Source organism: Nocardia sp. NPDC058480, from assembly GCF_042720495.1.
Lineage (GTDB): Bacteria > Actinomycetota > Actinomycetes > Mycobacteriales > Mycobacteriaceae > Nocardia.
The window spans coordinates 257,058-279,356 of the sequence record NZ_JBHXMN010000002.1 but is presented as its reverse complement, the minus strand read 5'-3'; the positions used below and the strand labels follow the sequence as shown (position 1 = coordinate 279,356).

At 66.2% G+C, this 22,299-nt stretch carries 30 protein-coding genes; 4 read left to right on the top strand and 26 right to left on the bottom strand.

What is annotated here, in order from left to right; all coding sequences use genetic code 11:
- Positions 1 to 3: 3 nt before the first annotated feature.
- The gene (locus ACFWO8_RS06855) at positions 4 to 1,284 is read right to left on the bottom strand and encodes a helix-turn-helix domain-containing protein (RefSeq protein ID WP_378944803.1); all 1,281 of its coding nucleotides are present in this window, start codon (positions 1,282 to 1,284) and stop codon (positions 4 to 6) included.
- Between ACFWO8_RS06855 and ACFWO8_RS06850 the strand changes: the two genes are divergently transcribed.
- Genes ACFWO8_RS06850 through ACFWO8_RS06835 form a run of 4 tightly spaced genes read left to right on the top strand, consistent with a single transcriptional unit; the run spans position 1,283 to position 2,316 of the window.
- On the top strand, positions 1,283 to 1,480 hold the full coding sequence (locus ACFWO8_RS06850) for a hypothetical protein (RefSeq protein WP_378944800.1): 198 nt from the start codon (positions 1,283 to 1,285) through the stop codon (positions 1,478 to 1,480). The genes ACFWO8_RS06855 and ACFWO8_RS06850 overlap by 2 nt on opposite strands.
- On the top strand, positions 1,477 to 1,716 hold the full coding sequence (locus ACFWO8_RS06845; protein WP_378944797.1) for an ArsR family transcriptional regulator: 240 nt from the start codon (positions 1,477 to 1,479) through the stop codon (positions 1,714 to 1,716). The genes ACFWO8_RS06850 and ACFWO8_RS06845 overlap by 4 nt, the downstream gene beginning before the upstream one ends.
- Positions 1,713 to 2,147: a hypothetical protein gene (locus ACFWO8_RS06840; RefSeq protein WP_378944793.1), complete on the top strand. Its 435-nt coding sequence runs from the start codon at positions 1,713 to 1,715 to the stop codon at positions 2,145 to 2,147. The genes ACFWO8_RS06845 and ACFWO8_RS06840 overlap by 4 nt, the downstream gene beginning before the upstream one ends.
- A gap of 37 nt (positions 2,148 to 2,184) precedes the next feature.
- Positions 2,185 to 2,316 carry a hypothetical protein gene (locus ACFWO8_RS06835; RefSeq protein ID WP_378944790.1) on the top strand — a complete coding sequence of 44 codons (132 nt, stop codon included), beginning with the start codon at positions 2,185 to 2,187 and terminating at the stop codon, positions 2,314 to 2,316.
- Positions 2,317 to 2,951: 635 nt separating this feature from the next.
- On the opposite strand, the gene ACFWO8_RS06830 is transcribed toward ACFWO8_RS06835, so the two are convergent.
- From ACFWO8_RS06830 to ACFWO8_RS06710, 25 genes are all read right to left on the bottom strand, one after another.
- Positions 2,952 to 4,067: a hypothetical protein gene (locus ACFWO8_RS06830; RefSeq protein WP_378944787.1), complete on the bottom strand. Its 1,116-nt coding sequence runs from the start codon at positions 4,065 to 4,067 to the stop codon at positions 2,952 to 2,954.
- A 1-nt stretch (position 4,068) separates the two neighbouring features.
- A complete protein-coding gene (locus ACFWO8_RS06825; protein ID WP_378944783.1) occupies positions 4,069 to 4,425 on the bottom strand; it encodes a hypothetical protein in 357 nt (118 codons plus the stop codon).
- A 69-nt stretch (positions 4,426 to 4,494) separates the two neighbouring features.
- Positions 4,495 to 4,818 (bottom strand): hypothetical protein, encoded by a 324-nt coding sequence (locus tag ACFWO8_RS06820; RefSeq protein ID WP_378944780.1) that lies wholly within the window; start codon positions 4,816 to 4,818, stop codon positions 4,495 to 4,497.
- Entirely contained in the window at positions 4,815 to 5,060 is a 246-nt protein-coding gene (locus ACFWO8_RS06815) for a hypothetical protein (protein WP_378944777.1), read from the bottom strand. The genes ACFWO8_RS06820 and ACFWO8_RS06815 overlap by 4 nt, the downstream gene beginning before the upstream one ends.
- 87 nt (positions 5,061 to 5,147) lie before the next feature.
- Positions 5,148 to 5,726 (bottom strand): glycine-rich domain-containing protein, encoded by a 579-nt coding sequence (locus ACFWO8_RS06810; protein ID WP_378944774.1) that lies wholly within the window; start codon positions 5,724 to 5,726, stop codon positions 5,148 to 5,150.
- Positions 5,727 to 5,746: 20 nt separating this feature from the next.
- Entirely contained in the window at positions 5,747 to 6,871 is a 1,125-nt protein-coding gene (locus ACFWO8_RS06805) for a hypothetical protein (protein WP_378944770.1), read from the bottom strand.
- A 1-nt stretch (position 6,872) separates the two neighbouring features.
- Complete coding sequence (locus tag ACFWO8_RS06800) at positions 6,873 to 7,160, bottom strand: hypothetical protein (RefSeq protein ID WP_378944767.1); 288 nt, start codon at positions 7,158 to 7,160, stop codon at positions 6,873 to 6,875.
- The gene (locus ACFWO8_RS06795; RefSeq protein ID WP_378944764.1) at positions 7,157 to 7,369 is read right to left on the bottom strand and encodes a hypothetical protein; all 213 of its coding nucleotides are present in this window, start codon (positions 7,367 to 7,369) and stop codon (positions 7,157 to 7,159) included. The genes ACFWO8_RS06800 and ACFWO8_RS06795 overlap by 4 nt, the downstream gene beginning before the upstream one ends.
- Positions 7,369 to 8,139, bottom strand: a complete 771-nt coding sequence (locus ACFWO8_RS06790) for an N-acetylmuramoyl-L-alanine amidase (RefSeq protein ID WP_378944761.1) — start codon at positions 8,137 to 8,139, stop codon at positions 7,369 to 7,371. The genes ACFWO8_RS06795 and ACFWO8_RS06790 overlap by 1 nt, the downstream gene beginning before the upstream one ends.
- A complete protein-coding gene (locus ACFWO8_RS06785) occupies positions 8,132 to 8,560 on the bottom strand; it encodes a DUF2744 domain-containing protein (protein WP_378944757.1) in 429 nt (142 codons plus the stop codon). The genes ACFWO8_RS06790 and ACFWO8_RS06785 overlap by 8 nt, the downstream gene beginning before the upstream one ends.
- Positions 8,561 to 8,597: 37 nt before the next feature.
- Entirely contained in the window at positions 8,598 to 10,310 is a 1,713-nt protein-coding gene (locus ACFWO8_RS06780) for a hypothetical protein (protein WP_378944754.1), read from the bottom strand.
- On the bottom strand, positions 10,307 to 11,221 hold the full coding sequence (locus ACFWO8_RS06775; protein ID WP_378944751.1) for a hypothetical protein: 915 nt from the start codon (positions 11,219 to 11,221) through the stop codon (positions 10,307 to 10,309). The genes ACFWO8_RS06780 and ACFWO8_RS06775 overlap by 4 nt, the downstream gene beginning before the upstream one ends.
- The gene (locus tag ACFWO8_RS06770) at positions 11,218 to 15,618 is read right to left on the bottom strand and encodes a transglycosylase SLT domain-containing protein (protein ID WP_378944748.1); all 4,401 of its coding nucleotides are present in this window, start codon (positions 15,616 to 15,618) and stop codon (positions 11,218 to 11,220) included. Before ACFWO8_RS06770 ends, ACFWO8_RS06775 begins: the two co-directional genes overlap by 4 nt.
- Complete coding sequence (locus ACFWO8_RS06765; RefSeq protein ID WP_378944745.1) at positions 15,618 to 15,878, bottom strand: hypothetical protein; 261 nt, start codon at positions 15,876 to 15,878, stop codon at positions 15,618 to 15,620. Before ACFWO8_RS06765 ends, ACFWO8_RS06770 begins: the two co-directional genes overlap by 1 nt.
- Before the next feature lie 155 nt (positions 15,879 to 16,033).
- Positions 16,034 to 16,450, bottom strand: coding sequence for a hypothetical protein (locus ACFWO8_RS06760; protein ID WP_378944742.1), 417 nt, complete (start codon positions 16,448 to 16,450; stop codon positions 16,034 to 16,036).
- Positions 16,451 to 16,532: 82 nt separating this feature from the next.
- A complete protein-coding gene (locus ACFWO8_RS06755; RefSeq protein WP_378944739.1) occupies positions 16,533 to 17,438 on the bottom strand; it encodes an Ig-like domain-containing protein in 906 nt (301 codons plus the stop codon).
- Between the two features lie 66 nt (positions 17,439 to 17,504).
- On the bottom strand, positions 17,505 to 17,999 hold the full coding sequence (locus ACFWO8_RS06750) for a hypothetical protein (RefSeq protein WP_378944736.1): 495 nt from the start codon (positions 17,997 to 17,999) through the stop codon (positions 17,505 to 17,507).
- Positions 17,996 to 18,328 (bottom strand): hypothetical protein, encoded by a 333-nt coding sequence (locus ACFWO8_RS06745; protein WP_378944732.1) that lies wholly within the window; start codon positions 18,326 to 18,328, stop codon positions 17,996 to 17,998. Before ACFWO8_RS06745 ends, ACFWO8_RS06750 begins: the two co-directional genes overlap by 4 nt.
- Positions 18,328 to 18,663, bottom strand: coding sequence for a hypothetical protein (locus ACFWO8_RS06740; RefSeq protein ID WP_378944729.1), 336 nt, complete (start codon positions 18,661 to 18,663; stop codon positions 18,328 to 18,330). The genes ACFWO8_RS06745 and ACFWO8_RS06740 overlap by 1 nt, the downstream gene beginning before the upstream one ends.
- Positions 18,660 to 19,055, bottom strand: a complete 396-nt coding sequence (locus ACFWO8_RS06735; RefSeq protein WP_378944726.1) for a Gp19/Gp15/Gp42 family protein — start codon at positions 19,053 to 19,055, stop codon at positions 18,660 to 18,662. The genes ACFWO8_RS06740 and ACFWO8_RS06735 overlap by 4 nt, the downstream gene beginning before the upstream one ends.
- Before the next feature lie 3 nt (positions 19,056 to 19,058).
- Positions 19,059 to 19,235 (bottom strand): hypothetical protein, encoded by a 177-nt coding sequence (locus tag ACFWO8_RS06730; protein ID WP_378944721.1) that lies wholly within the window; start codon positions 19,233 to 19,235, stop codon positions 19,059 to 19,061.
- A gap of 66 nt (positions 19,236 to 19,301) precedes the next feature.
- Positions 19,302 to 20,207, bottom strand: a complete 906-nt coding sequence (locus tag ACFWO8_RS06725) for a major capsid protein (RefSeq protein WP_378944718.1) — start codon at positions 20,205 to 20,207, stop codon at positions 19,302 to 19,304.
- A 14-nt stretch (positions 20,208 to 20,221) separates the two neighbouring features.
- Positions 20,222 to 20,602, bottom strand: coding sequence for a capsid cement protein (locus tag ACFWO8_RS06720; protein ID WP_378944714.1), 381 nt, complete (start codon positions 20,600 to 20,602; stop codon positions 20,222 to 20,224).
- Positions 20,603 to 20,617: 15 nt separating this feature from the next.
- Entirely contained in the window at positions 20,618 to 21,175 is a 558-nt protein-coding gene (locus ACFWO8_RS06715) for a hypothetical protein (protein ID WP_378944711.1), read from the bottom strand.
- On the bottom strand, positions 21,153 to 22,298 hold the full coding sequence (locus ACFWO8_RS06710; RefSeq protein ID WP_378944708.1) for a hypothetical protein: 1,146 nt from the start codon (positions 22,296 to 22,298) through the stop codon (positions 21,153 to 21,155). Before ACFWO8_RS06710 ends, ACFWO8_RS06715 begins: the two co-directional genes overlap by 23 nt.
- Position 22,299: the final 1 nt, after the last annotated feature.

Sequence of the window (22,299 nt, the reverse complement as noted above, 5' to 3'; positions counted from 1 at the left end):
CGCTCAGTCCCGCAAACCTGCGTAATTCGACAAGCTACGCAGGCTCTCGGACGCGCGTCGCTGCTGCACGGCAGCGGTCTTGATGATGTTCTTCGCCGATGAGGATGACCGGAAGTGCTCCGGCGCAGCCAGCCTCGACTCGTACAGAGCGCCGATCGCCTCGTCCACCTCGCCCGCCAGGAGGTACGCGCGGGCGGTGTCCAGCCAGAAGTACCCCTTGCGTTCCTTCGGGAACCTGTCAGGGAACCGCGTCGCCTTCGCCACCTCGAGCGCCTTGCCAGCCTCGCCCAGGTCGACCTCCGCGCACACCTGGTACAGCGCGATGTTCGTCGAGCCGACGGGGGTGTCGTAGACGATGCGCTCCGGACCGAAGTGTCGGGCCAGCTGCGCAGCCTCAGCCAGATGCGAACGTGAGGTATCCGCGTCGCCCATCGCCGCGGCGATAGTGCCGGCCCGCATGTGCAGGATGCTGTACACGGCCGCGGCGGTAGCGTCCTCGTCCACCAGGGATTCGATGTCGGCCATTGCCCGATTGAGCAGACGGAGCGCCTGCTTCGGCGCGCCGACCCGCGACAACGTCGCTGCCTTCACGTAGTGGGTGGTCGCGAGGAGTAGCGGGTCACCGGATCGTGTTGCCGCCCACTCCATTCGCTCAGTCGCGGTCAGCGACAGGTCCGAGTAGCCGAGCTTGTGCGCCACCGTGTTCGCTGCCCTGTAGGCGTCGGTGAGCATCGCGTAGGCAGGCTCGCCGACGCCGTTGCCTGAGATCAGCAGCTGGTCAACGAGATCGGGTAGCGCACCAATAACCTTGCCGTAGGCGGTGTCTTTCCGCCAGCGTGCGACCTGCGCCGATTGGGCGCGGAGTTGTTCGATTGGCTGCGGCTCCAGGTCTGGGTCCATAAGATCGGTCGCGGCCAGGGCGCGGCGCAGCACCGGCAGCACGTCGAGGAGTTGTTCGGGCTGATCCTTGCCGTACAGCACTGCAGCGTCGACACCGAGCGCCGTAGCGACAGCGCCGATCCACACCGTTGACGCAGCGGCGTGACCGTTCTCGACCTGTGACAGGTGAGCACGGCCCACTGTGGCAGCACGCGCCAGCTGCCCCTGGGTCATGCCGCGCTGGTTGCGGATTCGCTTGACGTTTGCGCCTACGGAGTCACCCTCGTGCATGGCCACCACGGTACTCGTGTTCGTTCCGAACAAACATCGAACATTCAAGTCTCCGCACGGTCTTAACGTCTGAGTCATCCCCCATTCGGTGGGGCTGACGGCAGGGGACGCCATGACCACATTGGAAACCAGGGTGATGGGGGTGCTCGACCAGCCTGGCCGACTCCTGTACCCCGAGACGCTGGCCGCGATTCTGCAACAGCCACTGTCCGAGATCCTGTATGCAGTCGAATCGCTGCACAGACGGCGACTCGCATGGTCCAACCGCTGCGGCCAGTGGAGCGCACGCCGAGCGGGGCCGACGTCATGACCGAGGGAGAATCGCGCACCCTCGGCGCCCTGGTCGACGGCGCGCTCACCGCCGCCGGCATTGCCAAGCGCACCCAGATGTCGCCCACCCAGGTCCGCGAACACCTGCGAGGGCTGGCCGCGATCGGGTTCGTCAGCGGGACCACCGCGACCCCGCGAGTGTGGGGGATGACCGGCCGAGCACAGGAGTGGTCACGCCAGAGCGTCGGCCGATGCGCGCTAGGCATCCAGGCATGAGACCGCCCGCCATCGGCTACATCCGGGCCGACATCTCCGGCGCCCGCAAGGTGTGGGACCAGATCCAAATCCGCACCCTCACAGAGCGTCTCGGCTACCGACTGCTCAAGACGATCGAGTTCTCGCAGCACACCGATGACCCGCTGGCCCAGCTGCTGTCGACCATCGAACGCGACGAGGTCGACGCCGTAGTCACCCCGTCGACCGAGCACCTCGGCGGCGAGATCCCCGAGGCTCTGATCTCCGCGGCCGACGTCGTCATCGTCTCCTCCGAGGAGGCCCACTCCCGCCGCCTGGCGGGCCTGTTCGACCCACCCAGTTCGACAAGCGAAGGAGATCCGCCGCATGGACGTGGCTCTGCTGGTGCTCGTGATCGTGCTGCTGGTGCTCGTAGCTTGGCTGGTCGTCGATTCGATCCGCCGCTGACCTGATCCATCCGAGCTCTACTGAGATTCGTGAGGAGGTGACATGAACGAGTTCGCAATCCCGGGCCCCGACGGCAACGCCGGTACTTCCGACCCCGACGCCCCCAGGAAGTTCCGGATCGACGGTACTGACTCCTGGCAGAAGCCGACCGCGATGGACGCGCGGAACAGCTGAGCACGGATAGACGAAAAGCGCCCCGCCAGAATCAAGAATCTGGCGGGGCGCGATCGATTTTTTCGAACAGGGTAACGACATGAGATTGTCACCGATACGTTGGCAACTCATCCATCAGGGGGCACAGTGGCAGACCGGAATCAGCAGCAGCGAACACGTTGGAAGCTGCTCGTAATATTCATCGTCGGCCTCTGCGCATTTGCGATCCTGCCAACAGTCCTCGACGCATTCAACAGCGACGGACAACCGGCACGCACGAACGCCGCAGCGCAGCGGACCACCACGGTTGCAGCGCCGATACGCGTTGTCACTTCGATGCCGCCGACTAGCAGTGCGCCAGTCAAGCGCGGCGAGGCCAGCTGGGCCCCTGGAACATTCAGCGTCGGATCATCCCCCAGCGGTGGCCTGCGCGCCTCGATACCTCCCGGCAGGTATCGCGCTGTACCCGTCACCGCGGGAGGATTCGTGATGCGATGCTCTGCACTGCCGTGTACGCCGAACTACCCACAGAACGTGGTCACCACGGAATGGGTTGTGAGCGAAACAGTACTCGACTTGGACCCTAGCGACGCTGCCGTGTTCACGCTCGAAGTGCGCCTCGTCGCGACGACCTAGATGTGTGCTCGTGTCTTCGGTCAGGTAATCCGAACCCAGCTGTTCGCACCGCCGGTCACCGAGGCGTTGACGCCCGCCGACACCATCGCCTCCAGGGTGATGAGGTCGCCTGCGACTACGTCCCACAACCCCGATGTGGCGATGGTGGCAGTGCCGCCGAAAGCGGGCACGCTCGTCGGGGCACTGGTCGCCACCACATTTGTGCCGACCTTGAGTCGGATCGTCATGTTGATCGCACCGGCCGCGGCATTGCTCGCCACGATCGAGGTCGCGACCGTCGCGCCGGTCTTAGTGTTCTGCACGACCAAGCCATTGCTGCTCACCGAGCTGCCTGGATAGCCACCGGTGTCTGCCGTCCAGCTCGTGATCAATGAGAAGGACGTGCCGGGGTTCGGGCTGTTCCCGTTCTTGGTCATGCGGGACGGGTTGAACTGGGGTGCAACGACCGCCGACAACGTGCCTGAGCCGGTGAATGGTGCGTTCACGGAGAATGTGTGCTGCTGAACGCCGAGCTGTCCTGATCCCGTGAACGGTGCGGCGATTGCGTACTGGAAAGTGGAGCTCGCTGCCAATGCGCCCGAGCCGGTGAATGCCGCGGCGACAGGGATGCCGCCGAGGACGGTCGCCGACAGTGCGCCGGATCCTGTGAATTCGGCGGTGACCGGCACCGCGATGGCGCCCGTTGCCGTGCCGGATCCGGTGAACGGCGCGTCGGTCGTGCCGACAGGGACCACGGGTGCGGTCAGGGCGCCGGACCCGGTGAAGTCCGCTGTCAGCACCTTGCCGGGGTAGGCCACCGCGGCGAACCCGCCAGCGCCGGTGAACCGCGCAGGCAATGAGCCGGTTAGGTCGACGGAGCCCTCACCGGTGAACGCCGCGATGACGGGAACCTTCGCACGGATCGACGCCGTGAGGCTGCCGCGGCCGGTGAAGTTCGCGTAGACGCCGGGCTTGGTGATCAGCGTGGCGACAGACGCACCCGCGCCAGTGAAGTTCGCGACCACCCCGTCAGGGATGACGACCCCGTGGGGCACGGCCGGAAGGCGGTCGACGGCCGCGGCAGGTGGGTCGACGCGCCACAGTGTCGTCGGCAGGTCGGCCCGGTCTCCGAGCTGGGGCGGGTCGACGTAGGCCATGTCAGCTCTGGGTGTAGCTGGGCGTGACCAGGATCTGACCCTGGCTACCCAGAGTCGTCGAGGTGATAGCGACCTTGTCGATGAAGGTGCCAGCGCTCGACGCGGTCCACAGTCCGGCGTAGGTGAAGGTGCCGGCGGGGACGTCGATCACGACCTGGGTGGCAGTGAGCACGCCGCCGGATCCGGACGACCAGGTGCTCTGCTTGCGCGCGTAGGCGGGTGTGCCGCCCGACGCTTCGGCTGTGCCGGTGGTCCCGGGGTCGCCGGTGTGCAGGGAAACCCACACAGTGCCCGCGCCGCCGAGCGCCTTGTAGGCGTCGGCCAGGGCCTGCCGGGATGCTGCTACTGCGATGGCCATGATGCCTCCTGAAATGACGAAACCCCCAGGCCGACGGCCGTGGGGGTTGAGGTGAGTTCGGTTGCGGGACTACTGCTTGCGGATGATCGAGCCGTAGAACCAGAGGTGCTCGGTGGTCGGCGCGGTCGGGTACTGGACGAACAGCCGGTAGCGGGAGTTCTCCGGGATCGTGTCGGCGGTAGCGGCCTCGACCTTCCAGCCCGCCGAGGTGGCAGTGCAGGTAGCGGTCCAGGTGTCGAGGACTCCCGCCATCTGGCTGTCCCAGATATCGATCCACGCCTCCATGCCCGCGGGGAATTCGCCGGTGCGGGGCTGGATCTCGTGGACGAAGTCGGCGCCCGCCGACAGGATCAGGCCCCGGCCGATCGGGTCATGGCCGATAGGGGCGCTCACTCGTCCCCCACGGCGTCTCGCACCCGAACGATGTAGCCGCCGAGCAGCTGGAGCGCCAGCCAGTAGCCACCCTCGATATCGGGATCGCCATCGAGGGTAACGGAGCCCACCCGGCGGTTGAGCTGCAAACTCGCACTCGCGCCGGTGACGGAGGCGGGATAGACCTTGACCTCGGCAGCCTGGACTCCGACCCGCTGCTGCACCACCGCGGTGACGTACTCGTGCGCGCGCCCGTCGATCATGCGGGGCGGGTCGAGGTGAAAGCACCTAGCCGCGACGCCGAAATATCCGTCGACAGATGGGATGTGGACGGTAGCTGTATTCAATGGTCAGACCTCCTGTGTGTACTCGATGACAACGACGGCGCCGTGTGCACCCGCGGCTCCCGCGCCGCCACCGCCAGAGGGGAAACCTCCTGCGCCGCCAGCATTTCCGCCGCCGCCTGATTGGCACCACGGCCAAAAGGTCGGGCTAGTGCCACCGGCGGGGACCAGCCCGGACCGGCCGCCGGTCGATCCAGACCCGGCGCCTCCGCCTCCTGCGGCGAGCAGCCTGATCACCCCGCTCGTGGCCGCTTCGCCGGGCTGTCCGGTCGATCCCCCATTGCCGCCACGCATGCCCGCTACCAGCCCGCCAGCCCCGCCGTTGGCTCCTCCCGCACCGCCGGGGGCTGCGATGGCTCCGAACTGGCTGGCACCACCGTTATCGCCGCTCGTCCCGCCGAGGCCGACCACCACATTGACTGTGGCGTCGAGGTCGTTGGGTCGGATGCGCTCGAGGAGGACCGCCGCACCGCCGCCGCCGCCAGTGGTGGCGTCACCGCCGCCGCCCGCGCCACGGACCAAGACATCGATGCGCAGCAGTCTGTCCGGCTTGGTCCATACGGCGTCGTCTGTGTAGACGCGCATCGTCGCGATCGCGTTCGCCACTAGGTGAACCGCTCGATCACGAACGCGATCCCGTTGCCTCCGTTGCCGCCGTTAGTCCAGCCCGATCCCAGCGGGGCGGCAGCCCCGCCACCACCTCCTCCGGCCGGCACCGCGCCGACACCGCCGGGGTGTTCAAACCCACCGCCGCCACCGCCGCCACCGGTGGCGATGATCGCCGCGGGTGCCGTGCCGTTTTGGTTCACGGATCCACCTGGGGAGATTCCCCCAGTGCCGCCTGCGCGGGCGACGGCTGCGTAGCCGTTGCCGCCACCGCCGCCACCGCCGCCACCGTGCAAGTCGTAGGGCGAGCTGGAGTTCCCGCCGCTGGTGGATGTGCCAGTGGACCCGTTGGTCCCGCTGCCCATACCTCCGTTACCGCCGGGGATCATGCCGGTGCCCCCGAGTCCGCCGATGCTGGGCTGACCTTGCCCGCCCTGTCCGCCGTTGCCCCCACCAGCAGTGAGGAAAGTGCCGAACGTGGTGTTCCCGCCGCCATTGCCGGGCACTTGCGATCCAATCCCGCCTACACCGCCAGCCCCGATCCCAATCGAAATGGGGGCGAACGCTCCCCCGATCTGCGGCAAGAGATTCGCCGGAATGGATGTGTGCACTTCTCCACCGCCGCCGCCGCCAGCTCCGCCGCCGCGGTTTGTGCCGAGGACATCCTCACGTCCCCCGCCGCCCCCGGCGCCCGCGCCGATCAGGATGACGTCGATGGACAGCACGCCCGCCGTTGGCGTGTACATCTCGCCGTCGGTGAAGACGAGCGCATCGCCTTGCAGAATGAGCTGCTGAAACGCGTCCTCGAGGTCGGCGAGCTGCTGAGAGTGGTCGGTGATGATCGGCAGGTCGCGGACGTAGTTGTCGTTGACGGTGCCGAAGATGGCGTCGAGCACCGAACCGAAGCCGCCCAGCACCGAACCGATCGCGCCTGCGATCAGCGACAGGATCATCCCGATCAGCATGCCGCCGAGCCCATTCCAGTTCGACCCTTCCATCGCCTGGCTGGAAATCTGATCGGTAACCGTGGCCTGGCTGCGACCGGTCATACCGGGGATCGACCCGTTCGCGCTAAGCCCGTAGTTGCCGGAGTTGAATCCGCCGGCGCCGCCGGGGAACGTCACGTCAGACCTCGTCCATCAGCAGCTCGGGAACGGGCGGCATAGTCGGCGCCGTACGGCCATCGCGCTGCGCATCTTCGAGTTCCCGCACATGCCCGATCAGCGAGCGGATGTAACGCACCGCCAACCGGAACAGCCCCTGCGACTTCTCCAGTTCGGTCTGGAGTGTGGTCACCTTCTTCTCCAGCTCGGCCAGCTTCTTGCCCTGGCTCGCAGTCCAGGCAGCGAGAACTGGTGCGGTGACCGCAGTTCCGACCGCGGCCCCAACGGCCGCGATCAGTTCGGGGCTCACGCGGCCTCCCGTAGACCGACCTGATCCTTGACCGGTGTGACCACGCGCCGGATGAGGAGACCAGCCAGGACGGGGGCCGCGAATCCGTAGAACGTGCAGACAGGTTCGATCCACGACACGTCGATGTTCTTGCCGAGGATGAATGCGAGGACGCCGGTGACCGCGATCAGCGTCGATCGGATGAGGGCGGGCTCGGGGATGCGAGACATCACGCACCTGCCTTCGGCACCAGGACCGCCAGCAGCTGGTCGACCTTGAGCTCCAACGCCTTGAGCCGCTGCTCGTTGCGGAAGTCCGCGGCATCGGAGTTCAGAACATACCCGGCGACGGTGTCGCGGAACGGCGACCCGGCCACCCGTGACTGGAATCCGTAGGTCAGTTCGTGGTGCACCTTGCGCACCTTCTGGAGCAGCTCAACCTGCTCGGCGTCGGTGAGGGACATGATGGGGTCGCCTTTCAGCTGGGTGTCTACGTCTGCTCGGAAGTCGTCCATGTCGATACCGCCCGGATCCCACTTCCCCTGTGATCCACCGGCCCACTCCTTGTGACCGATGGCGTGGGAGGCGGGCTCGCCGAGCTTGCGCAGGATCGCCGCGACGCCCGCGGTGTACGCGTTGTACTGGGCGTCGGACCAGCCCTCAGTGCCGTTGTTCTCGGCCTCGATGCCGATGGTCACCTGGTTGGCGTTGTTGGTCGGCAGCCCCGGGTAGGAGCCCATACCGGCGTGCCAGGCGATCCCGGCGCCGCAGACGGTGAAGACACCGGAGCGGGACAGGTGCAGCTGGGAGCACAGGCCCAGGGTGGGGTGGTTGGCGATGTAGCCAGGGTTGTTGCCCGGCGGCGGGTTGCCGGTGTGGTGGCAGACGACGCCCCAGATATCCCCGAAGTCGCCGTGCCCTCGGTCTTTCCAGCCGGGGTACTCCTCGACCTGCAGGCCCGCTTCGCGTAGGACTTCGGGCAGCCATGTCGGATCAGGCATCAGTGTTTCCCTTCTGCATGTTCTGCATCTGCTCGAACAGGCGGCCGAGCTTTGCGCCCTCGGCTGCCATCGCGGCACGCCGATCCGGGTCGGACATGGCCGCGATCTGTTCGGCGAGACCTGGATTCATCGCCTCGGCCGCGGCCGCGAGGTCGGCGAGCTTCCCCTCCCGTGCTGCGACGTGCTTGTCGTACTCGTCGCGATTGACGAACCGCACCGGCGTCAGCCATGCCATGTGTGTCTGCTCGCCAGTAATGGGGAACAGGGTCTGCTCGTCGGGGTGATGCCGAAACCCGAGGTCGTACAGGAACTTGCTCCAGTCGGGGACGATCTTCGGCGGGATCGGCACGGGCATTCCGCCGGCCTGGTGGGATGGCATCGCGCCGATCGCCCATGCGAAATGCTGGGCGGGATCGGTCATGTCGATGCCGGGGAATCCTTCTGGCATGACGCCCCTTTCAGGAGACGAGGTGGACGCCGATGTTGGACAGCGTCGTGAGTGCTTTGGACAGCAGGCGTGACGAGCGTTCGGCCTGGGACATGGCGGCTTTGGCCTGGCCGACGGTGACCTTCACGTCGAGCGGCTTGCCGGAGCTCCAGTCCCACGACCAGTCCATCTCTTCGACCTGCTCGACGAAGATGGCGTCGGAGACGTATCCGTCGACGCTGCCGACGCGGTCGCCGATATCGAAGTGCAGGCCGGGCAGGAACGGGCCACCCAATCCCATCGAGAACTGGTGTGCAGTCTCGGATTTCGAAGCGAGGAATCCCGCGCGCAGTGCGGCGATGGCGCTGAGGCTCCAGGCGTTGTTCTCCGCGCCCTGCTGGTACAGCTCGTACAGGTGGGCCCATCCGAGGTTGTGGCCGCGGCCGTAGTTCTCCCACTGGAGCCAGGCGAAGATGGTGCCCACGAGGAACGGCATCGCGATGTCGGCGGCGATCGCGCCGAGAGCTGAGAATCCTCCGAGTAGGAAGTAGCCGATCAGCGCGGCTGTGGTTTCGATCGCCAGCCGCGCCAGCTGATCGGCGAGCGGATTGTCTCCACCGACAATGATGCCGACGGCAGTGGCTGGCGACCATACGAGTTGCGAGGATTGGATCGAAGTCCACTCCGAGTCGCGCACCACCACCCACGGATAGCCCGGCTTTGTGCCGACGAAGCCGGGTGTCGAGTACTCCTCGGGGTGGATGGTCTGGTCGTCGAGGATGACAACGGAGGTGTCCTCGACGAAGCCCGCGAGGAAGGACTGCACGGAGCGGGTGAAGCCTCCGGCCACGCCGCCGCCGGTGCCGGTGCCGTCAGCGTTCCAGTACCCCGACTTGTCCTGGACCTCGAGAATGAGCGCCCCGTTGGCGACCTCGGGAACACCTGGTACGTCGGAGACTTCGCCGTCGACGGTGAGGCAGCGGCGATAGGTGAGCACCAGCTGCGCGTCGTCGAGCGCGTCGGAGATCACCTCGTCGAGGCGAGTCATCCTGGTGGCAAGGATCGTCCACAGCGAGGAATCATCGAGATCGAAAGGATTGGCTTTGATCAGGACTTGCCAGTCGGACCAGTCGACCAGATCGTCGTAGGACTCCGGCGCGAACGGATCATCGGGCAGCGTCCACAGATTGCCGTTGAGCCTGATCAGGTTGATCAGGATCATCATCGAGATCGCCCATTTCGCAGGCCCGAAAAGTGGCAGCACCCTGGGGAACTGGAAGATCGGGATCGGCAGTAGCGGGTTCGGCGGGCCCAACATAAATTGGAGGTATTGCAAATCGTCGATGAACGTGGCCTCGAGGTAGCGAATCCCCTGGCCGTCCCGAATGACCTTCCAGTTCTTCAGCAGCCCGGACCAGCGAACCTCCCCGCCCATCATGTCGACCGTGATCACGACGTTCTTCTTGGCGTCGGGATCGTTCGGGATGGAGACCAGCCAGCGTGCGAGGTAGTGATCGAGCCGAAGTTTCAGGGTGCCCGCGGTGCCGAAGCCGTTCTTGCGGAACGGGAACTTGCCACTGATGTTGTCGCGGGCAGTGCCGCGCAGCACCAATCCCGGGGAGCCGTCGGGCTTGTTCGCCCACAGGCGCACGAGCGGGGCGGCACGCTTCATCGCGCGGTGCTGCTCGCGGATCTCCTCGCACTGTGCACGCAGGCGCGGGATGTCAGCCAGTGTGGTTGTCATATCTTCACCCCGAACGGCCTGGAGTAGCGACGCGGGATCGTAAGCGTCACTGCTGCACCGGGATTCGCATCGGTCACCGAGACGGGCAGGTTCTCCGGAAGCGTCTTCGGCGCGATCGGGTACAGCAGGCCGCGGCCGTTGGTGCGCGCCCACACCGGTGCGTTGTTCGCGGCGACGAGGAACTCCTCGTCGGGGTCGCTGTTGACGTGGCAGTCCTCGCCGGAGAACAGCAGTGGCAGCGTCTCGTTCCGGTTGAGGTCGGAACCGGCGGGCCGCTGGTACGCCGCCTCCAGCCCCCGCGACCGGTCGGGCAGCGTCCATTTCCCCGGCGCCGTCACGAAGTACTCCGGCCAGACGATGACGTCGCCGCGGTTCTCGAATGGGAAGGTCGTCGATCCGGACGTGCCGGACGGCAGCGACCAGGAGAACTCCAGATCGCTGGCGTACCAGAACGGTTGGCTCGCAGCGGCGTTGATCGTCAACGTAGAGGCCGCGTACAAGTGCGGGTCCTTGCCCTCCCACTGCCCGTTCTCATACGGGACCGGGTCGGACAACAGGCGCATGTCCAGGTAGCGGACGTCGCCGCCGGTCTCGACGGTGAGCCGGAACTCTTCGTCATACATGCCCAACGCCATCCGGAACCGCGAGTCGACGTCGCGCCAGACCAGCGGGTCGGACGAGTTCGCCGGCGGGAAGATGTTCACCGCGAACACCGGGTCGCGGCGCTCGAACTGCTTGCCCTGGTAGAACTGTCGGTCCGCGCCCTGGAGCCAGAAGGTTTTCGCCGGGGCCTCGATGATCCGCTTCGGACCAGGCCGCAGCTCAATACCCTGCAGGCCGGCGTCTGGGCCGGACAGATCCCAGCGGGATCCGTCCACGCCCTTCAGCCAGATGATCATCTGGTCGCTCATGAGAACGCCGCCAGCGGACCGATGGACTGCTGCTCCACGTGGCGGTCCTGCTGCCGGAACAGCTCCTCGGGGTTCATCACGTAGTTGTCTCCCCAGTAGTTCACCGACCGGTCGTTCGTGGTCGCGTTGGACGTGGACGAAGTTGCGGCCGAACCGAATCCGGCGGGCAGGCTCGACGCCGACGGGACGACACCGGCGTTGATCGCTTCGAGCAGCGGGGCATTCGCCTTCGCCGCGGCGGCGTTGACGATGAACTCCTCGGGCATGCCGATGATCGGCACCGAGTCCTTGCCCGGGATGCCGCCGGTGATCCATCCGCCGGCGGCGTAGCCACGCCCTTGACCCCACACTCCGACGGGCGAGCCGTAGCGGGCTTGTGTGTAGAGCAGGGCCGCGGCGATGTTGGCTTCCGGATCCCAGATGTCGGACGTGTACAGGCTCGACTGGTACGTCGCGAACGTCGGGTCGATCACCTGCATGAGCCCCTTGGACGGGGTGCCCTTGGCGGCGTTGCTGTCGGAGTTGTTGATCGCCTGGGGGTTACCGCCGGATTCGGTCTGCATCTGCGCCAGGCCAAGCGACAGCCAGGAAGACGGCAGCGCCAGGGAGTTGAGCACCCCGCTGAACGTGGGGCGCCACTGCTCGACGCCGCCGTCCGCGTTGTAGGTGACCTCGCCCTTCTCTGCGGTGGCCGAACCATCCGTCGACGAAGACGAGGCGGAGTCTTCGAGCTCGACCTCCTTTGGCGTGTAGGCGTACTCACCAGTCGGCGAGGACGTGGTGGAGCCGTCGCTGTAGTAGTCGATCGCGGTGTTGAGCGCCTTGTTGTAGGTGTTCGACGAGGAGAAGATCGAGTTCTCCAGACCGAAGAAGCTCAGCAGCCCGGTGGCCAGCGCCGACCCCAGCGCAGAGCCGATGCCCTGAGCGGTGTACTCCTCGGGCAGACCGCCATCCGAGGATCCGGACTCCTCGTCGAGGGACTCCAGCGAGTTCTGCGCCTTCTGGTACGACCGGTCAGCCGCCTTCTTATCCGCGTCGGTGGCTTTCGGATCGTTGTAGACCTGGTTGCGTTTGGCATTGGCCTGGTCGACGGCGTCCTCGGCATCCGCGCGCGACAGTTCGCTCGACGACGCGCGGCCGGGCAGCGCAGCTTGCGGCGCCACGGTCGTCGCCGAGGAGGTGCCATCCTTCTTGTTCTGCAGCTGCTGCGCCTTGTATCGCGCCTCGTCGACCTTCAGCTGTGCCTGCCGCTTGTCAGCGTCCGATGCGCCCGCCTTGGCGTTGACCCTGGCCGCGTTCTCCTCGGCCTGGGTGACGGCGGTCTGCGCCTGCTGCAGGTCGATCTCGTTCTTCTGGGTCCACTCGACCGCGCCGCCCTTGGCCATCGGCTTGACGAGGCCGGCCTGCAGCGCGGCACGGAATCGGTAGACGCCAGATTGGCCGCCCATCTTGTCGACGTCGGAAGTGGTGAGCATGTGCTCGCCGGGCATCGCCATGATCGGCACCGAGTCTCGGCCCTGGACACCGCCGAGGATCGGGCCGCCGAGGGCACGACCGGGCAGGCGATTTCCTTCAGCGTCTCGCGGGACGGATTCGGGAGCCTGAGTCGGGCGATCCTGATTCACGCCAGCGGTCTGCGGTCCCGTGTCGCCACGGAGGATGACGTTGACGATCTTGGATTCCGGCTTGGTGATCTGAGTGATCCCAGCTCGCGCGGCCTCGTCGCTCAGGACGATCTTGACGACGCCATTGGGCAGCGTCGTCACCTCGTAGCCGAGGTCCTTGAGCATCTGGATCTGCTCAGGCGAGTTCGTCTGAACCGTAACCGTCTTCGCGTTGGGCACGTCGAGCACAGAAAGGCCGAGCTCCCTGAACTTCGCTGTGCCTTCTTCGGTGAGGGCGAAGGTTCCGTTGAGCGCGTCGTTTGTCTGCTGCCATTCCTCGCGGGCCTTGCCGAGCGTGGAGTTCGCGTTGTTGAGTTCGCCGCCGAGGGTGGCTGCCGACTCGCCGACGTCGCCGAGTCGACCCTTGAGCTCCGTCAGAGTGACACCGGAGTCGCCCGCCGCCTGGGTGTACTTCTCTAGCGCCTCAGGGACGCCTGCCAGTGCCTGCGCGATGACACTGTCCGACAGTCCAGTCTGTTCTTTGGCGAGGTTCCACAGGCCACCGTTAGCTACTTCGTCGTCCTCGAGGATCGTCTGCGTGAGTCGCTGGTTGATCCGGGCTCGACCCGCGGCGTCGGTGAGACCGGCATCGAGGAATTCCTTTTCGCCGATGCCGAAGCTGTTGGCGCGGTCGAATACGTTGCGCCCGTTCTCGACCGATCCACCGTCCTGCAGATTCTGAGCAACGGTCCTGCGGGTTTCCTCAGTGATCGCGCCGGACTGCTCATCGAGGGTTCCGCGCAGTTCGTCGAGCTTGCGCTTCTGTTCCGCCGCCGCGTTGGCCGCCTTCTGGTGCTGCTGCGCGAGGAGACCCAGGCCGATGGTCGCGCCGATCAGCGCGATGCCGAACAGGCCGCCTGCGCCCAACATCGCGCCGAGGCCGCCGAGCGCCTTGCCCATGCTGGTCGTCGCGGTGCTGTTGGCCATACCAGTTTGGAAGTTGCCCAGCGCACCACTCGCGCCCGCAATCGCGCCCGACAACAAACCGAAGATCGGACCGATCGTCTTGAATGCCAGATAAGAGATGATCAGCGTCTTGAGGATTCCGTCGTGCGAGGTGAGCAACGACGATGCCGCCGTGAGGAACGGCAGCAAAATCCCGGACCATGCCTGTGCCGCTTCGTAGGCGGTCTTGAGGAAATCGCCGATCGAGGCGAGGATCGGCTTCCACTTCTCCATCTGCTCGCCGCCTTCTCGGAAGAAGGCCTTCAGCTCCGACTGCCCTTCGGTCGACTTGAGCCAGGTCGCCATTCGCTCGGTCAACCGGTCGACGGTCGAGAGGAAGGTCTCGCCTTCTGCGCGCTGGGCGCCGAAGATCGAGTTCAGCGACGAGCCGAGGTTGCCCAGGATCGACCCGAGTTTCCCTGCGGAGTTCAGCCCCCGGTCCATCCATCGCCACAGGTCGCCGGATTTCTCCGACTTGGTGATGAAGGCATCGAACTTCGTGGCCACGCCCGCGAAGGATTCAGCCAGCCGCGGCAGAAAGCTTGAGCCGGTGGTGGATAGCGTGCGAATCGACGAAATGATCGGCAGGACAGCATCGTTGAGCTTGCCCGCGGCTTCGCTGGTGTTGCCGAAGATAGTTGCCGTCGCGGCGGTCGACTTGTCGTTCGACAGTTCGCCGAGGGCGGTCTTTGCGATCGCGTTGAACTTTCCCGCCACCCCAGTCATGCCCTTTTCCAGCGCAGGCAGCTGGGCCTTGAGCAGCCCGTCTAGCGGCTCGGTCATCCCAGCCAGAGTGGTGTCCTGGATCGAATCCTTGATTCGATCCCACTGGGGACCAAAACCCTTGAGGCTGTCGACGACACGCTTGCCTTCGACGGATAGCTCGGCGTAGGCCTTTGCTGCCTTTTTCGGCGAGTCCGAGAAGGCGTCCTTCATGTTGTCGAGGCCGATGCTCAACGTCATCGCGCCAGCGGCGGCGCCAGCGAATATGCCAGGCAGAAGGGCGATGTTCGCGCCGAGGGTCTGGACGTCGGCGCCGATCGAGGCGATCAGGCTGGCCGCGGCGGGAAGTGCGCTGATGCCGAGCACCCCAGCATTGAGCAGCGACCCCATGCCGAGACCTCTGCCGCCACCGCCTCCTCCGCCAAGAGTGGATTGCAGCGCAGCGATCTGTGCTGCGGCGGCGGTGGTGTCGGCGTCGACATCCATCGTGTGGGTGGCGTTGGCCGCCCGCAGCGCCGCTATCTCTGCCGCTGCCACAGCGGTGTTCGCATCGACGTCCATCGTCAGATTGCGGTAGGCAGCGAGCATCGCCTCGAGCTGGATCACCGCTGCCGACGTATCGGCATCCACGTCCACGCTGATCGAGATCCCGGACAGCCTGTCCCTGATCTTCTGCTCGGCAGCAGCCAGGCTCGCGTCGGAGACATCGACATCGACATCGACGCTGACCGATGCGTTGATCTTCGCCAGCTCGGTGTCGAGTTCAGTGGCGAACCCGGTGGTATCCGGCTCGACCCCGACCCCAATCGACGCGGTGACCTTCTCCAGTTCCGCCGCGAGGTCCGCGGCGAAGGTGCTGGTGTCAGGGTTCACCTCGACGGCGAACTTCGCGGAGATCGCCTCCAGCTTGGTCCGCAGGGACTCGGCGAACTTCGACAGATCCGGGACGACGTCGATCGGAAGGTTCGCGATGACCGTGTCGAGGTCGGCGCGGAGCTTGCGAACGAAACCGTCGAAGTTGGGCTTGATGTCGACGGAGGCGGTGCCAGCCGAGTAGTTCGCCATTAGTCACCCCCGGTCAGTGTCGAAGTCATCAGGTTCATGCGGGCGCGCCGTTGCTCCTCGCGGAGCGCAAGGTGCGGGTACTCGGGGCGTGGAACAGAAGGTGCTGCAGAAGGGTCGGCTTTCGCTGTGGCCCAGAGCAGTTGGGTGATCCGATCCTCGATCGAGGCGAGGCGTCCAGCGAGGAGGCCGAAGCCTTCGAGTGGGACGTCGTCGTCCTCTTCCATCTCGGCCAGGGCGGCGGCGACGTCCGGATCGCGCAACCGGGCGGCGGTGTAGCGGCTGCCCGCGGGGAGGTTGGTGAGGAGCTCGAACAGGGTTCGCCAATCCCGTTCCCCGCGGAGCCAGTCATCGAGGTCGAGCCGGAGTTCGCGTTGCAGATCCCAGCGGATCTCGGCCCCGTAACCGCCGATGGCGTCTACGAGGCCGGCGTACCCCCCGGTGCTTCACCGGCGCCTCGGCCGAGGAAGTGATCGGTCAGCCGCAGCTGCAGGCCGACGAGCAGCAGCTCGTTGTCGGGTTCGTTCTCGAATGCTGCGACGACACGCACAAAGCCGTCGTCGCCGAGCAGAGTGTGCAGGAACCCGATCGCGTCACCGCGGCGAGAAGCGATGTCGAGTCCGATCTTGTCCGACAACGCCGATGGCCATCGCACGACGATCGGCGGGTCGAAACCTTCGGCGGGGCCGAGGGTCAACGGTGCGACGTTGACATTGGCGCCCGGCTTGGGTGCGCCCGCGGCGCGTGCGCGCAGCGCTTCGAAGGCGTCGACCTTCTGCGCCACGTTTTTGCGTGGGGCGGTGCGCTTCGCGACGGGCTTCCTTGTGGTGGTCATCTGAATACTCCTGGCTCCTGGTGGTCCTGGTGAGGGCTGCCCCGCGCCGCACCAGGAACGGCGCGGGACAGCGATCAGGGGGTTAGGCGACCGTCACGAGCGAGGTATCGGTGAGGGCGCCAAGGGTGGCGGTGATCGTCGCCGCCGCGCCAGTAGCGACGGCGGTGACCAGGCCCGAGGTGGACACGGTTGCGCGTGACAAGTTCGAGGAGGTCCAGGTGCACTCCGCGGTCCGATCGAACCCGTTGTTGTCGATGACCGTGAGCTGCAGAACCTCGGCTACAGCCAGGGATGCTGCGGCGGGCGAGGAGTTGATCGAGATTGCCGCGCCAACGAATCCGGCGTCGGTGGCGATCGAGTCGAAGCCCGCACCGGAGACGCCGAAGTCGTACATTCCGCCGAAGTCAGCGTCGTCGTACACGGTGAGCGTGCACGGCAAGCCCAGCTCCGAGCCCTGCTGTCCGGCCATCGCCGCCTTCTGGCTGACGCTGACCTTCGGGAACTTGAAGAACGGGTACAGGTCGCCGCCGCTGCCGCTGTCCTGGCCGATCAGGATGGCCGAGTAGAACCGCATGTTCAGGCTGGAGGTCTTGCGCGCGGTGTAGCCCTTGCCGGGAGTCGCGGCGACAGTCGACATGTCGACGTTGTGCCACAGCTCCTGGTTGATCTTGCGCCACTCCTGCGCGAAGTAACCGATGGTGAACGTCTCACCGGTGACCAGGGTGCGCCGCGGACCGGACGAGCCGTAGCCGTCGATGTTGGACGTCTGGATCTCGGGCGCCAGGTTCACACCGGCGGCCTTCTGGATCTCACCGGAGGTCTTCCACCCGGCAGGCAGGCTCTGCAGGACGCCTGCGGCATCGCACAGGTCGACGGGCATGTTCGGCGCACCGGGCGCCCACGGACGGAGCAGGACAGCCCAGTCGAGGGCGCTCATGACGAGCGCGTCGTTCTTTTCCTTCAAGGCGAGGAAGGTGGTCGGAGCCATGAGGCCCCTCCTTTCGGGCATGACCGATACCCCGCGCGGTCACGCAGGGTCGGTCGGGAATGGGGTTCAGAGAGGGAGGGATTCGCGGATGTGCGCGTAGTCGGGCACATCGCGCGGGATCCGGCATTCCACCCGGAAGGTCGCCGGGACCAGCCGGTTATCGGGGTTGAGCTCGGGTATCTGCTGCGGGCCGACGATCTCTTCGATCGAGCTGATCAGGGTGATCGAGTCGTCGGCGCGTTTGACCTTGCCGCCGTGGTCGAAGGACAGCAGGATCTGGCGCAGGTACTCCATGACCGCCCACGAGTCCGCCCGGGTGGAGGCGATGACACCGACCTGTACGGCCGCCGCGTCCCACAGCCCGTTCGCGCCCATGCCGCCGCGGTAGATGCGCACCACCGGGATGCCATCGGCGACGAGCTGGGCGTAGTTGTCGGGCAACCATGTGCACCCCAGTCCTGCTGGGGTGCACAGGTCCAGGAACGACTGGACGAGGTCGAGCACAACCAGCTCGCGGTCCGGGAATCCGCCTTCGTACCAGGCGGGGAAGGTGACGCTCACAGCGTGCCCAGCATGTTCAGGACCTCGTTCAGGTCTTGATACGCCGCGCCGATGCCCTCGTCGCCATCGTCGTAACCGAATTCGTGCGCCAGGCCGTACTGCGTGCCTTCGCCGACGATGAGCCGACCACACCACCGGTCGTTGTTCTTGCCGCCGATGAACGTCTCGACCCGCGCCGAACGCGCCAGGCGCCCGGTACGTTTCGCGACGACATCGGTGTAGATGGCCTGTGCGATCTCGGCCCGCTCGAACATCAGCGACCGCATCTGCGCCGACTTCATGATGCCGAGCACCGCATGGTTCGGGTAGGCAGGGATGTCGTTCTCCATCAGCTCACCCCTTTCATCCTGGCTACCTTGTAGCCGGGGTCCCAGCCGGTCATCGGATGGACGTGGTTCCACGCCGGGGCACCGACAGCCACCCAGGTCGACCCATCCGCCAGGCGAACATGGTCAGTGGCGAGGAGATCAGCGTCTCGAGGTACCGAGAGTTGGCCGTACACCGTCGAGGTGTCACGGAAGTTGTCGTCCCCGCTGACCGACTCCTGCCAGAACACGGCCTGGTCGATCGTGTGATGGTCGACCAAGGCCTGGTCGCCGGTCCGGTCACGGCCGCCGCGGCGAACCGTCACCGTCTGCCCGAAGGTGATGCCGATCGGGTTCATAGTCCGGGCGTCGTCATCGAGACAGCACCCGACACGTTGATGCCGAGCAGGGACAGAATGGTGTCGCGCTCAGCGGCGTAGATAAACAGGCTGCCGTCGGGGTTGCGATAGCTGATCTGAGCTGTGAACGGACCCATGACCTGCTGCGCCTGGCCGACGCCATCACCCGCCGACAGCATCGAGCGGCGGACCATGTTGCAGGACAGGATCTTCAAGCCCTCTTCGATCAGCGGATCTTCGGCCGCCAGGGCCTCGAGGTCTGCTGTGTAGGGCTTGAACCAGACCTTCAACCACCACGCTGCGTCGCCGAGTAGGGTGGTGGCGCGCGCCTGCTCCTCCGGGGAGAGTGCGCGCCACCGCGCGGCGAGGTCAGCTGGGGCGGCGAAGGCCATGGGTCAGTCCTCCTTGCGAGGGTTCCGGGCGCGGGACTTGGGCTCCACCGGCTCCGGTTCGAGCTCTTCGCCAGCCAGCACGTTGAGTTGATCGAAGCGTGCGATGTGACTGGAGTGCACGGTGACCGTTGCGCCGCAATCCGCGCGACGGTTGTGACCTTCCGGGTCGATGTAGGTCATCGACCCGAGTCGCACGACGCGCTCGTTCTCAGAAGACATTCTCTGTATTCCCTTCTCGAACGCCGGTTAGGCCGCGAGCCCGGTGATCTTGAGAGCGTTGTACGGATTGGTGACCGCGAACACCGGGCGGATCGACGACTTCACCCACGTCGACTCGGTGCCCTCGTCGCGGTAGGCAACAGTCGCGAGCGGCTGCTCGTACCGCACCTGGCCGACCAAGCCTTCCTGGACCGCGTACATGGTTCCGGCGGTCACCTGGTTCGAGCGCACCGCGCTGAATCCGTTCGCCGACAGCCATCCATCAGGGTTGTTGTCAGTCAGGATCGTCAGGTTCGCGTACTCCTGCGGGTTCATGATCAGCAGGTTGTACGTGGTGCCAAACTCCTTGAGGTCCGCGCGCTTACGGATCTCAGCCATGTCGGCGCCGGGCAGCGCGGCCTTGTTTGAGGTGGAGATGTTCAGCAGCGTCGCGTCCAGCCACGAGGTGCCCGTGATCTGCAGGTCGGATCCGACCGCAGCAATCGAGGCTTCCAGCTCGCTGAGTGCGCGGGCATGGAGCTGGCGCTGAATGTCGTTGCCCAACTTGACCGATTCGTTCTGGATCGACGACAGGTCGTTGCGGTCGCGGGCCTCGTCGGTCACCCGGTACTTGCCGCCGAGCTTCTCGACCTGTGCGGTCTTGGGCTCGGGCCGGTCGAAGGTGATCTCCGGGAACTCGGCACCGGGCGCGACCTTCTGCGCCGCGCGGGTCGGGAACAGGTCGTTCGCGACGAGCTGGCTGTAGACCAGTGCACCGCCCGAGACACCGCCGCCGTTGGTGAAGATCCGTTCGGCGAAGTAGTTCTTCAGCGCGAGATCCGACAGGTAGGCGTTGATCCTGGTGGGCTCCTTGAGCATCAGGTCAACGGTGAGGCTGTTGCCGGAAACCGACGGGGTTCCGAGCGGGTACTGCTGGCTGTATGCAGTTGCCATGGTCTTGTCCTTCCCTACTCGTAGACCGCGATGAAGGTGTCGACACCGGCGCCGGAGGCGGCCTTGACCGCCTGGCCGACTGCCTTGCCGGATGCCAGGGTGATCGCTCGGCCGGACGCGCCGACCTCGACTTCGGCACCTGCGGTGATCGCGGCACCGGCGGTCACCTGCAGAACGCCGCCACGCATGATCGCGACGGTCGCGCCGGAGGCTGCGTCCTGGACCGCGACGCCGAGAGCTTTCGCGCCGGCGGCTGCGGTGGCGACCTTGATCAGGCCGGTGGTGGTGTCCATGTCGGCGGAGACGTTGACGAACGTCTTGCCGGTGACCGCGGCCGTGGTGAGGACAGTGATGTCTCGGCCCGGCCGGAACAGGGGTGCACTCTCATTTGCCATGAGCTGCTTCCTTTCCTAGCTATTTGCCTGCGGCGCCCAGGCCGCGGGATATGAGTTGTCCACCGGAGCTGGTGGGGTGGGCGAGGCGCCGGGCCTCAACGACTCGACCGGCCGATTACTCGGCGGCGGAGGGGTCGGAATGCTGGTGGTTGCGAAGCGGGCGGCGTAGCGCTCGCCTTTCGCTTCCATCTCTTCTCGGGAGCCGGTCCCGAGGAAGTCGAGGTCCTCGTCCGGAACGCCGTACGTCTTGGCGACGACTTCGCGGATGAGTTCGTTGTTGGCCTTCTCGACCGCGGCGGCGCGTTCGGTGGCGCGCTGCAGTTCGGTCTTGGCGGCTTCTTCCGCTTCTTCGTGTGCCTTGATGATCGGGTCGGCGTCACGTAGGCGGGTGCGCCAGTTCGCGTTCTCCTTGCGGAGCTTCTCGATGATCGAGTCCTTGTCCGCCTCGGACAGTTCCGGAGCGGGCGCGGTGGGAGGTTCGGCCACGACGGTCGCGGGATCGGGTGTGGCTGGCGTCTCCACGGGAGCGGCTGGCGGTTCGGGTGCTACGTCAGGCTGCAGCGGATTCGTCATCTGGTGCCCTCCTGGGGCGTCGAGCCGCCTCCAGGGCGGCTGGTGGGTTTTCCTTCACTGCGGCGGCGAAGGCGCGCAGTGCCGCGCTGCCGGTGAGGCCTTGGGTCGAGTCGGCCCACAGACGGTCGTAGACCTCTTCCAACTCGGGGTGACGCTGGATGCGTCGCCACGACCGGTTGAATGCTCGTTGCGCGTCTGCGGGGTGAGCGGCGTTGGCGGCCGTCCACATCCGTTGCAGCCGCTCGAACTCCGTCCGGCCAGCCCAGTCCTCGCCCTGGCGGACAAGCACGCAGTCGCAGTCGCAGAAGTCGTGGTACTTCTCGCCGAGCTGCCGTGTGCCACGGGTTCGGCCTCCTCGTCGGCCGACGACGGTCAGCGCGGACTTGTCCGACTTGTAGACCGGGCCGCGGCTGGCGAGCATCGCGCACCACGCGCAGTTCTCGGCGCCGGACAGCACACGCGCCCAGCCAATCTCGTCACCGGAGGTATCTGCCGTGGTGGTGACGGTCTCGCGGTCGACCTGGCGGATGTGCCGCTCGACGGTGGCAGCGACCCGTTCGGTGACCCCTCGAATTACCGCGGGATCAGTGCGGTTGTTGTCGGTTACCTCGATCCGGGTTCGCGCTTGCCGCCTGGTTTGCGGGTCGAGGTCGTTCGCGGCGACCTGCACTCGCACACGGGATCTCGGCTGCTGCGCCGGAGCGGTCACACTGACTCGGGAGCGTGGCTCCGCGGTACGGTTCGGCTGCTCCGCGGGCTCCGACGGGGGCTCGGGACTAGGCTCAGGCTGCGGTTCCACTCGCTCGAGCGGAGCTTCCTCCCTGCGTTCGACCTGCCGCTCCGGACGCACGTAGGGTTCTGCGCCAGTGGCCCGCTCGATAGCTGCGACCAGAGCTTGTGGCCGGTACGGCGCGAGCGGTGCGGGCTGCAGCCCTTCCACGCGTAGCTGCGCGGACGTGCGTTCGTGCGCCGCGGTGCGGAGCTCGTTGACGGTCGGGTGCAAGCGGCGGGCCATTGCCCACCGTTGGTCGCGGGTTGTCGGGACGCCGTTCACGCTCATGTACTGCAAGATCAGGCGGGCGACCTGGGCGGCCCACGCGGCCATCTCGGTCGGCTCGATCACG

What these genes read in the sequence shown, in the direction of transcription:
- ACFWO8_RS06850 (WP_378944800.1), top strand. Translation starts at nt 1,283, where the DNA reads ATGACCACATTGGAAACCAGGGTGATGGGGGTGCTCGACCAGCCTGGC.
- ACFWO8_RS06855 (WP_378944803.1), bottom strand. Translation starts at nt 1,284, where the DNA reads ATGGCGTCCCCTGCCGTCAGCCCCACCGAATGGGGGATGACTCAGACG.
- ACFWO8_RS06845 (WP_378944797.1), top strand. Translation starts at nt 1,477, where the DNA reads ATGACCGAGGGAGAATCGCGCACCCTCGGCGCCCTGGTCGACGGCGCG.
- ACFWO8_RS06840 (WP_378944793.1), top strand. Translation starts at nt 1,713, where the DNA reads ATGAGACCGCCCGCCATCGGCTACATCCGGGCCGACATCTCCGGCGCC.
- ACFWO8_RS06835 (WP_378944790.1), top strand. Translation starts at nt 2,185, where the DNA reads ATGAACGAGTTCGCAATCCCGGGCCCCGACGGCAACGCCGGTACTTCC.
- ACFWO8_RS06830 (WP_378944787.1), bottom strand. Translation starts at nt 4,067, where the DNA reads ATGGCCTACGTCGACCCGCCCCAGCTCGGAGACCGGGCCGACCTGCCG.
- ACFWO8_RS06825 (WP_378944783.1), bottom strand. Translation starts at nt 4,425, where the DNA reads ATGGCCATCGCAGTAGCAGCATCCCGGCAGGCCCTGGCCGACGCCTAC.
- ACFWO8_RS06815 (WP_378944777.1), bottom strand. Translation starts at nt 5,060, where the DNA reads ATGATCGACGGGCGCGCGCACGAGTACGTCACCGCGGTGGTGCAGCAG.
- ACFWO8_RS06810 (WP_378944774.1), bottom strand. Translation starts at nt 5,726, where the DNA reads ATGCGCGTCTACACAGACGACGCCGTATGGACCAAGCCGGACAGACTG.
- ACFWO8_RS06795 (WP_378944764.1), bottom strand. Translation starts at nt 7,369, where the DNA reads ATGTCTCGCATCCCCGAGCCCGCCCTCATCCGATCGACGCTGATCGCG.
- ACFWO8_RS06790 (WP_378944761.1), bottom strand. Translation starts at nt 8,139, where the DNA reads ATGCCTGATCCGACATGGCTGCCCGAAGTCCTACGCGAAGCGGGCCTG.
- ACFWO8_RS06785 (WP_378944757.1), bottom strand. Translation starts at nt 8,560, where the DNA reads ATGACCGATCCCGCCCAGCATTTCGCATGGGCGATCGGCGCGATGCCA.
- ACFWO8_RS06780 (WP_378944754.1), bottom strand. Translation starts at nt 10,310, where the DNA reads ATGACAACCACACTGGCTGACATCCCGCGCCTGCGTGCACAGTGCGAG.
- ACFWO8_RS06775 (WP_378944751.1), bottom strand. Translation starts at nt 11,221, where the DNA reads ATGAGCGACCAGATGATCATCTGGCTGAAGGGCGTGGACGGATCCCGC.
- ACFWO8_RS06770 (WP_378944748.1), bottom strand. Translation starts at nt 15,618, where the DNA reads ATGGCGAACTACTCGGCTGGCACCGCCTCCGTCGACATCAAGCCCAAC.
- ACFWO8_RS06760 (WP_378944742.1), bottom strand. Translation starts at nt 16,450, where the DNA reads ATGACCACCACAAGGAAGCCCGTCGCGAAGCGCACCGCCCCACGCAAA.
- ACFWO8_RS06755 (WP_378944739.1), bottom strand. Translation starts at nt 17,438, where the DNA reads ATGGCTCCGACCACCTTCCTCGCCTTGAAGGAAAAGAACGACGCGCTC.
- ACFWO8_RS06745 (WP_378944732.1), bottom strand. Translation starts at nt 18,328, where the DNA reads ATGGAGAACGACATCCCTGCCTACCCGAACCATGCGGTGCTCGGCATC.
- ACFWO8_RS06740 (WP_378944729.1), bottom strand. Translation starts at nt 18,663, where the DNA reads ATGAACCCGATCGGCATCACCTTCGGGCAGACGGTGACGGTTCGCCGC.
- ACFWO8_RS06735 (WP_378944726.1), bottom strand. Translation starts at nt 19,055, where the DNA reads ATGGCCTTCGCCGCCCCAGCTGACCTCGCCGCGCGGTGGCGCGCACTC.
- ACFWO8_RS06730 (WP_378944721.1), bottom strand. Translation starts at nt 19,235, where the DNA reads ATGACCTACATCGACCCGGAAGGTCACAACCGTCGCGCGGATTGCGGC.
- ACFWO8_RS06725 (WP_378944718.1), bottom strand. Translation starts at nt 20,207, where the DNA reads ATGGCAACTGCATACAGCCAGCAGTACCCGCTCGGAACCCCGTCGGTT.
- ACFWO8_RS06720 (WP_378944714.1), bottom strand. Translation starts at nt 20,602, where the DNA reads ATGGCAAATGAGAGTGCACCCCTGTTCCGGCCGGGCCGAGACATCACT.
- ACFWO8_RS06715 (WP_378944711.1), bottom strand. Translation starts at nt 21,175, where the DNA reads ATGACGAATCCGCTGCAGCCTGACGTAGCACCCGAACCGCCAGCCGCT.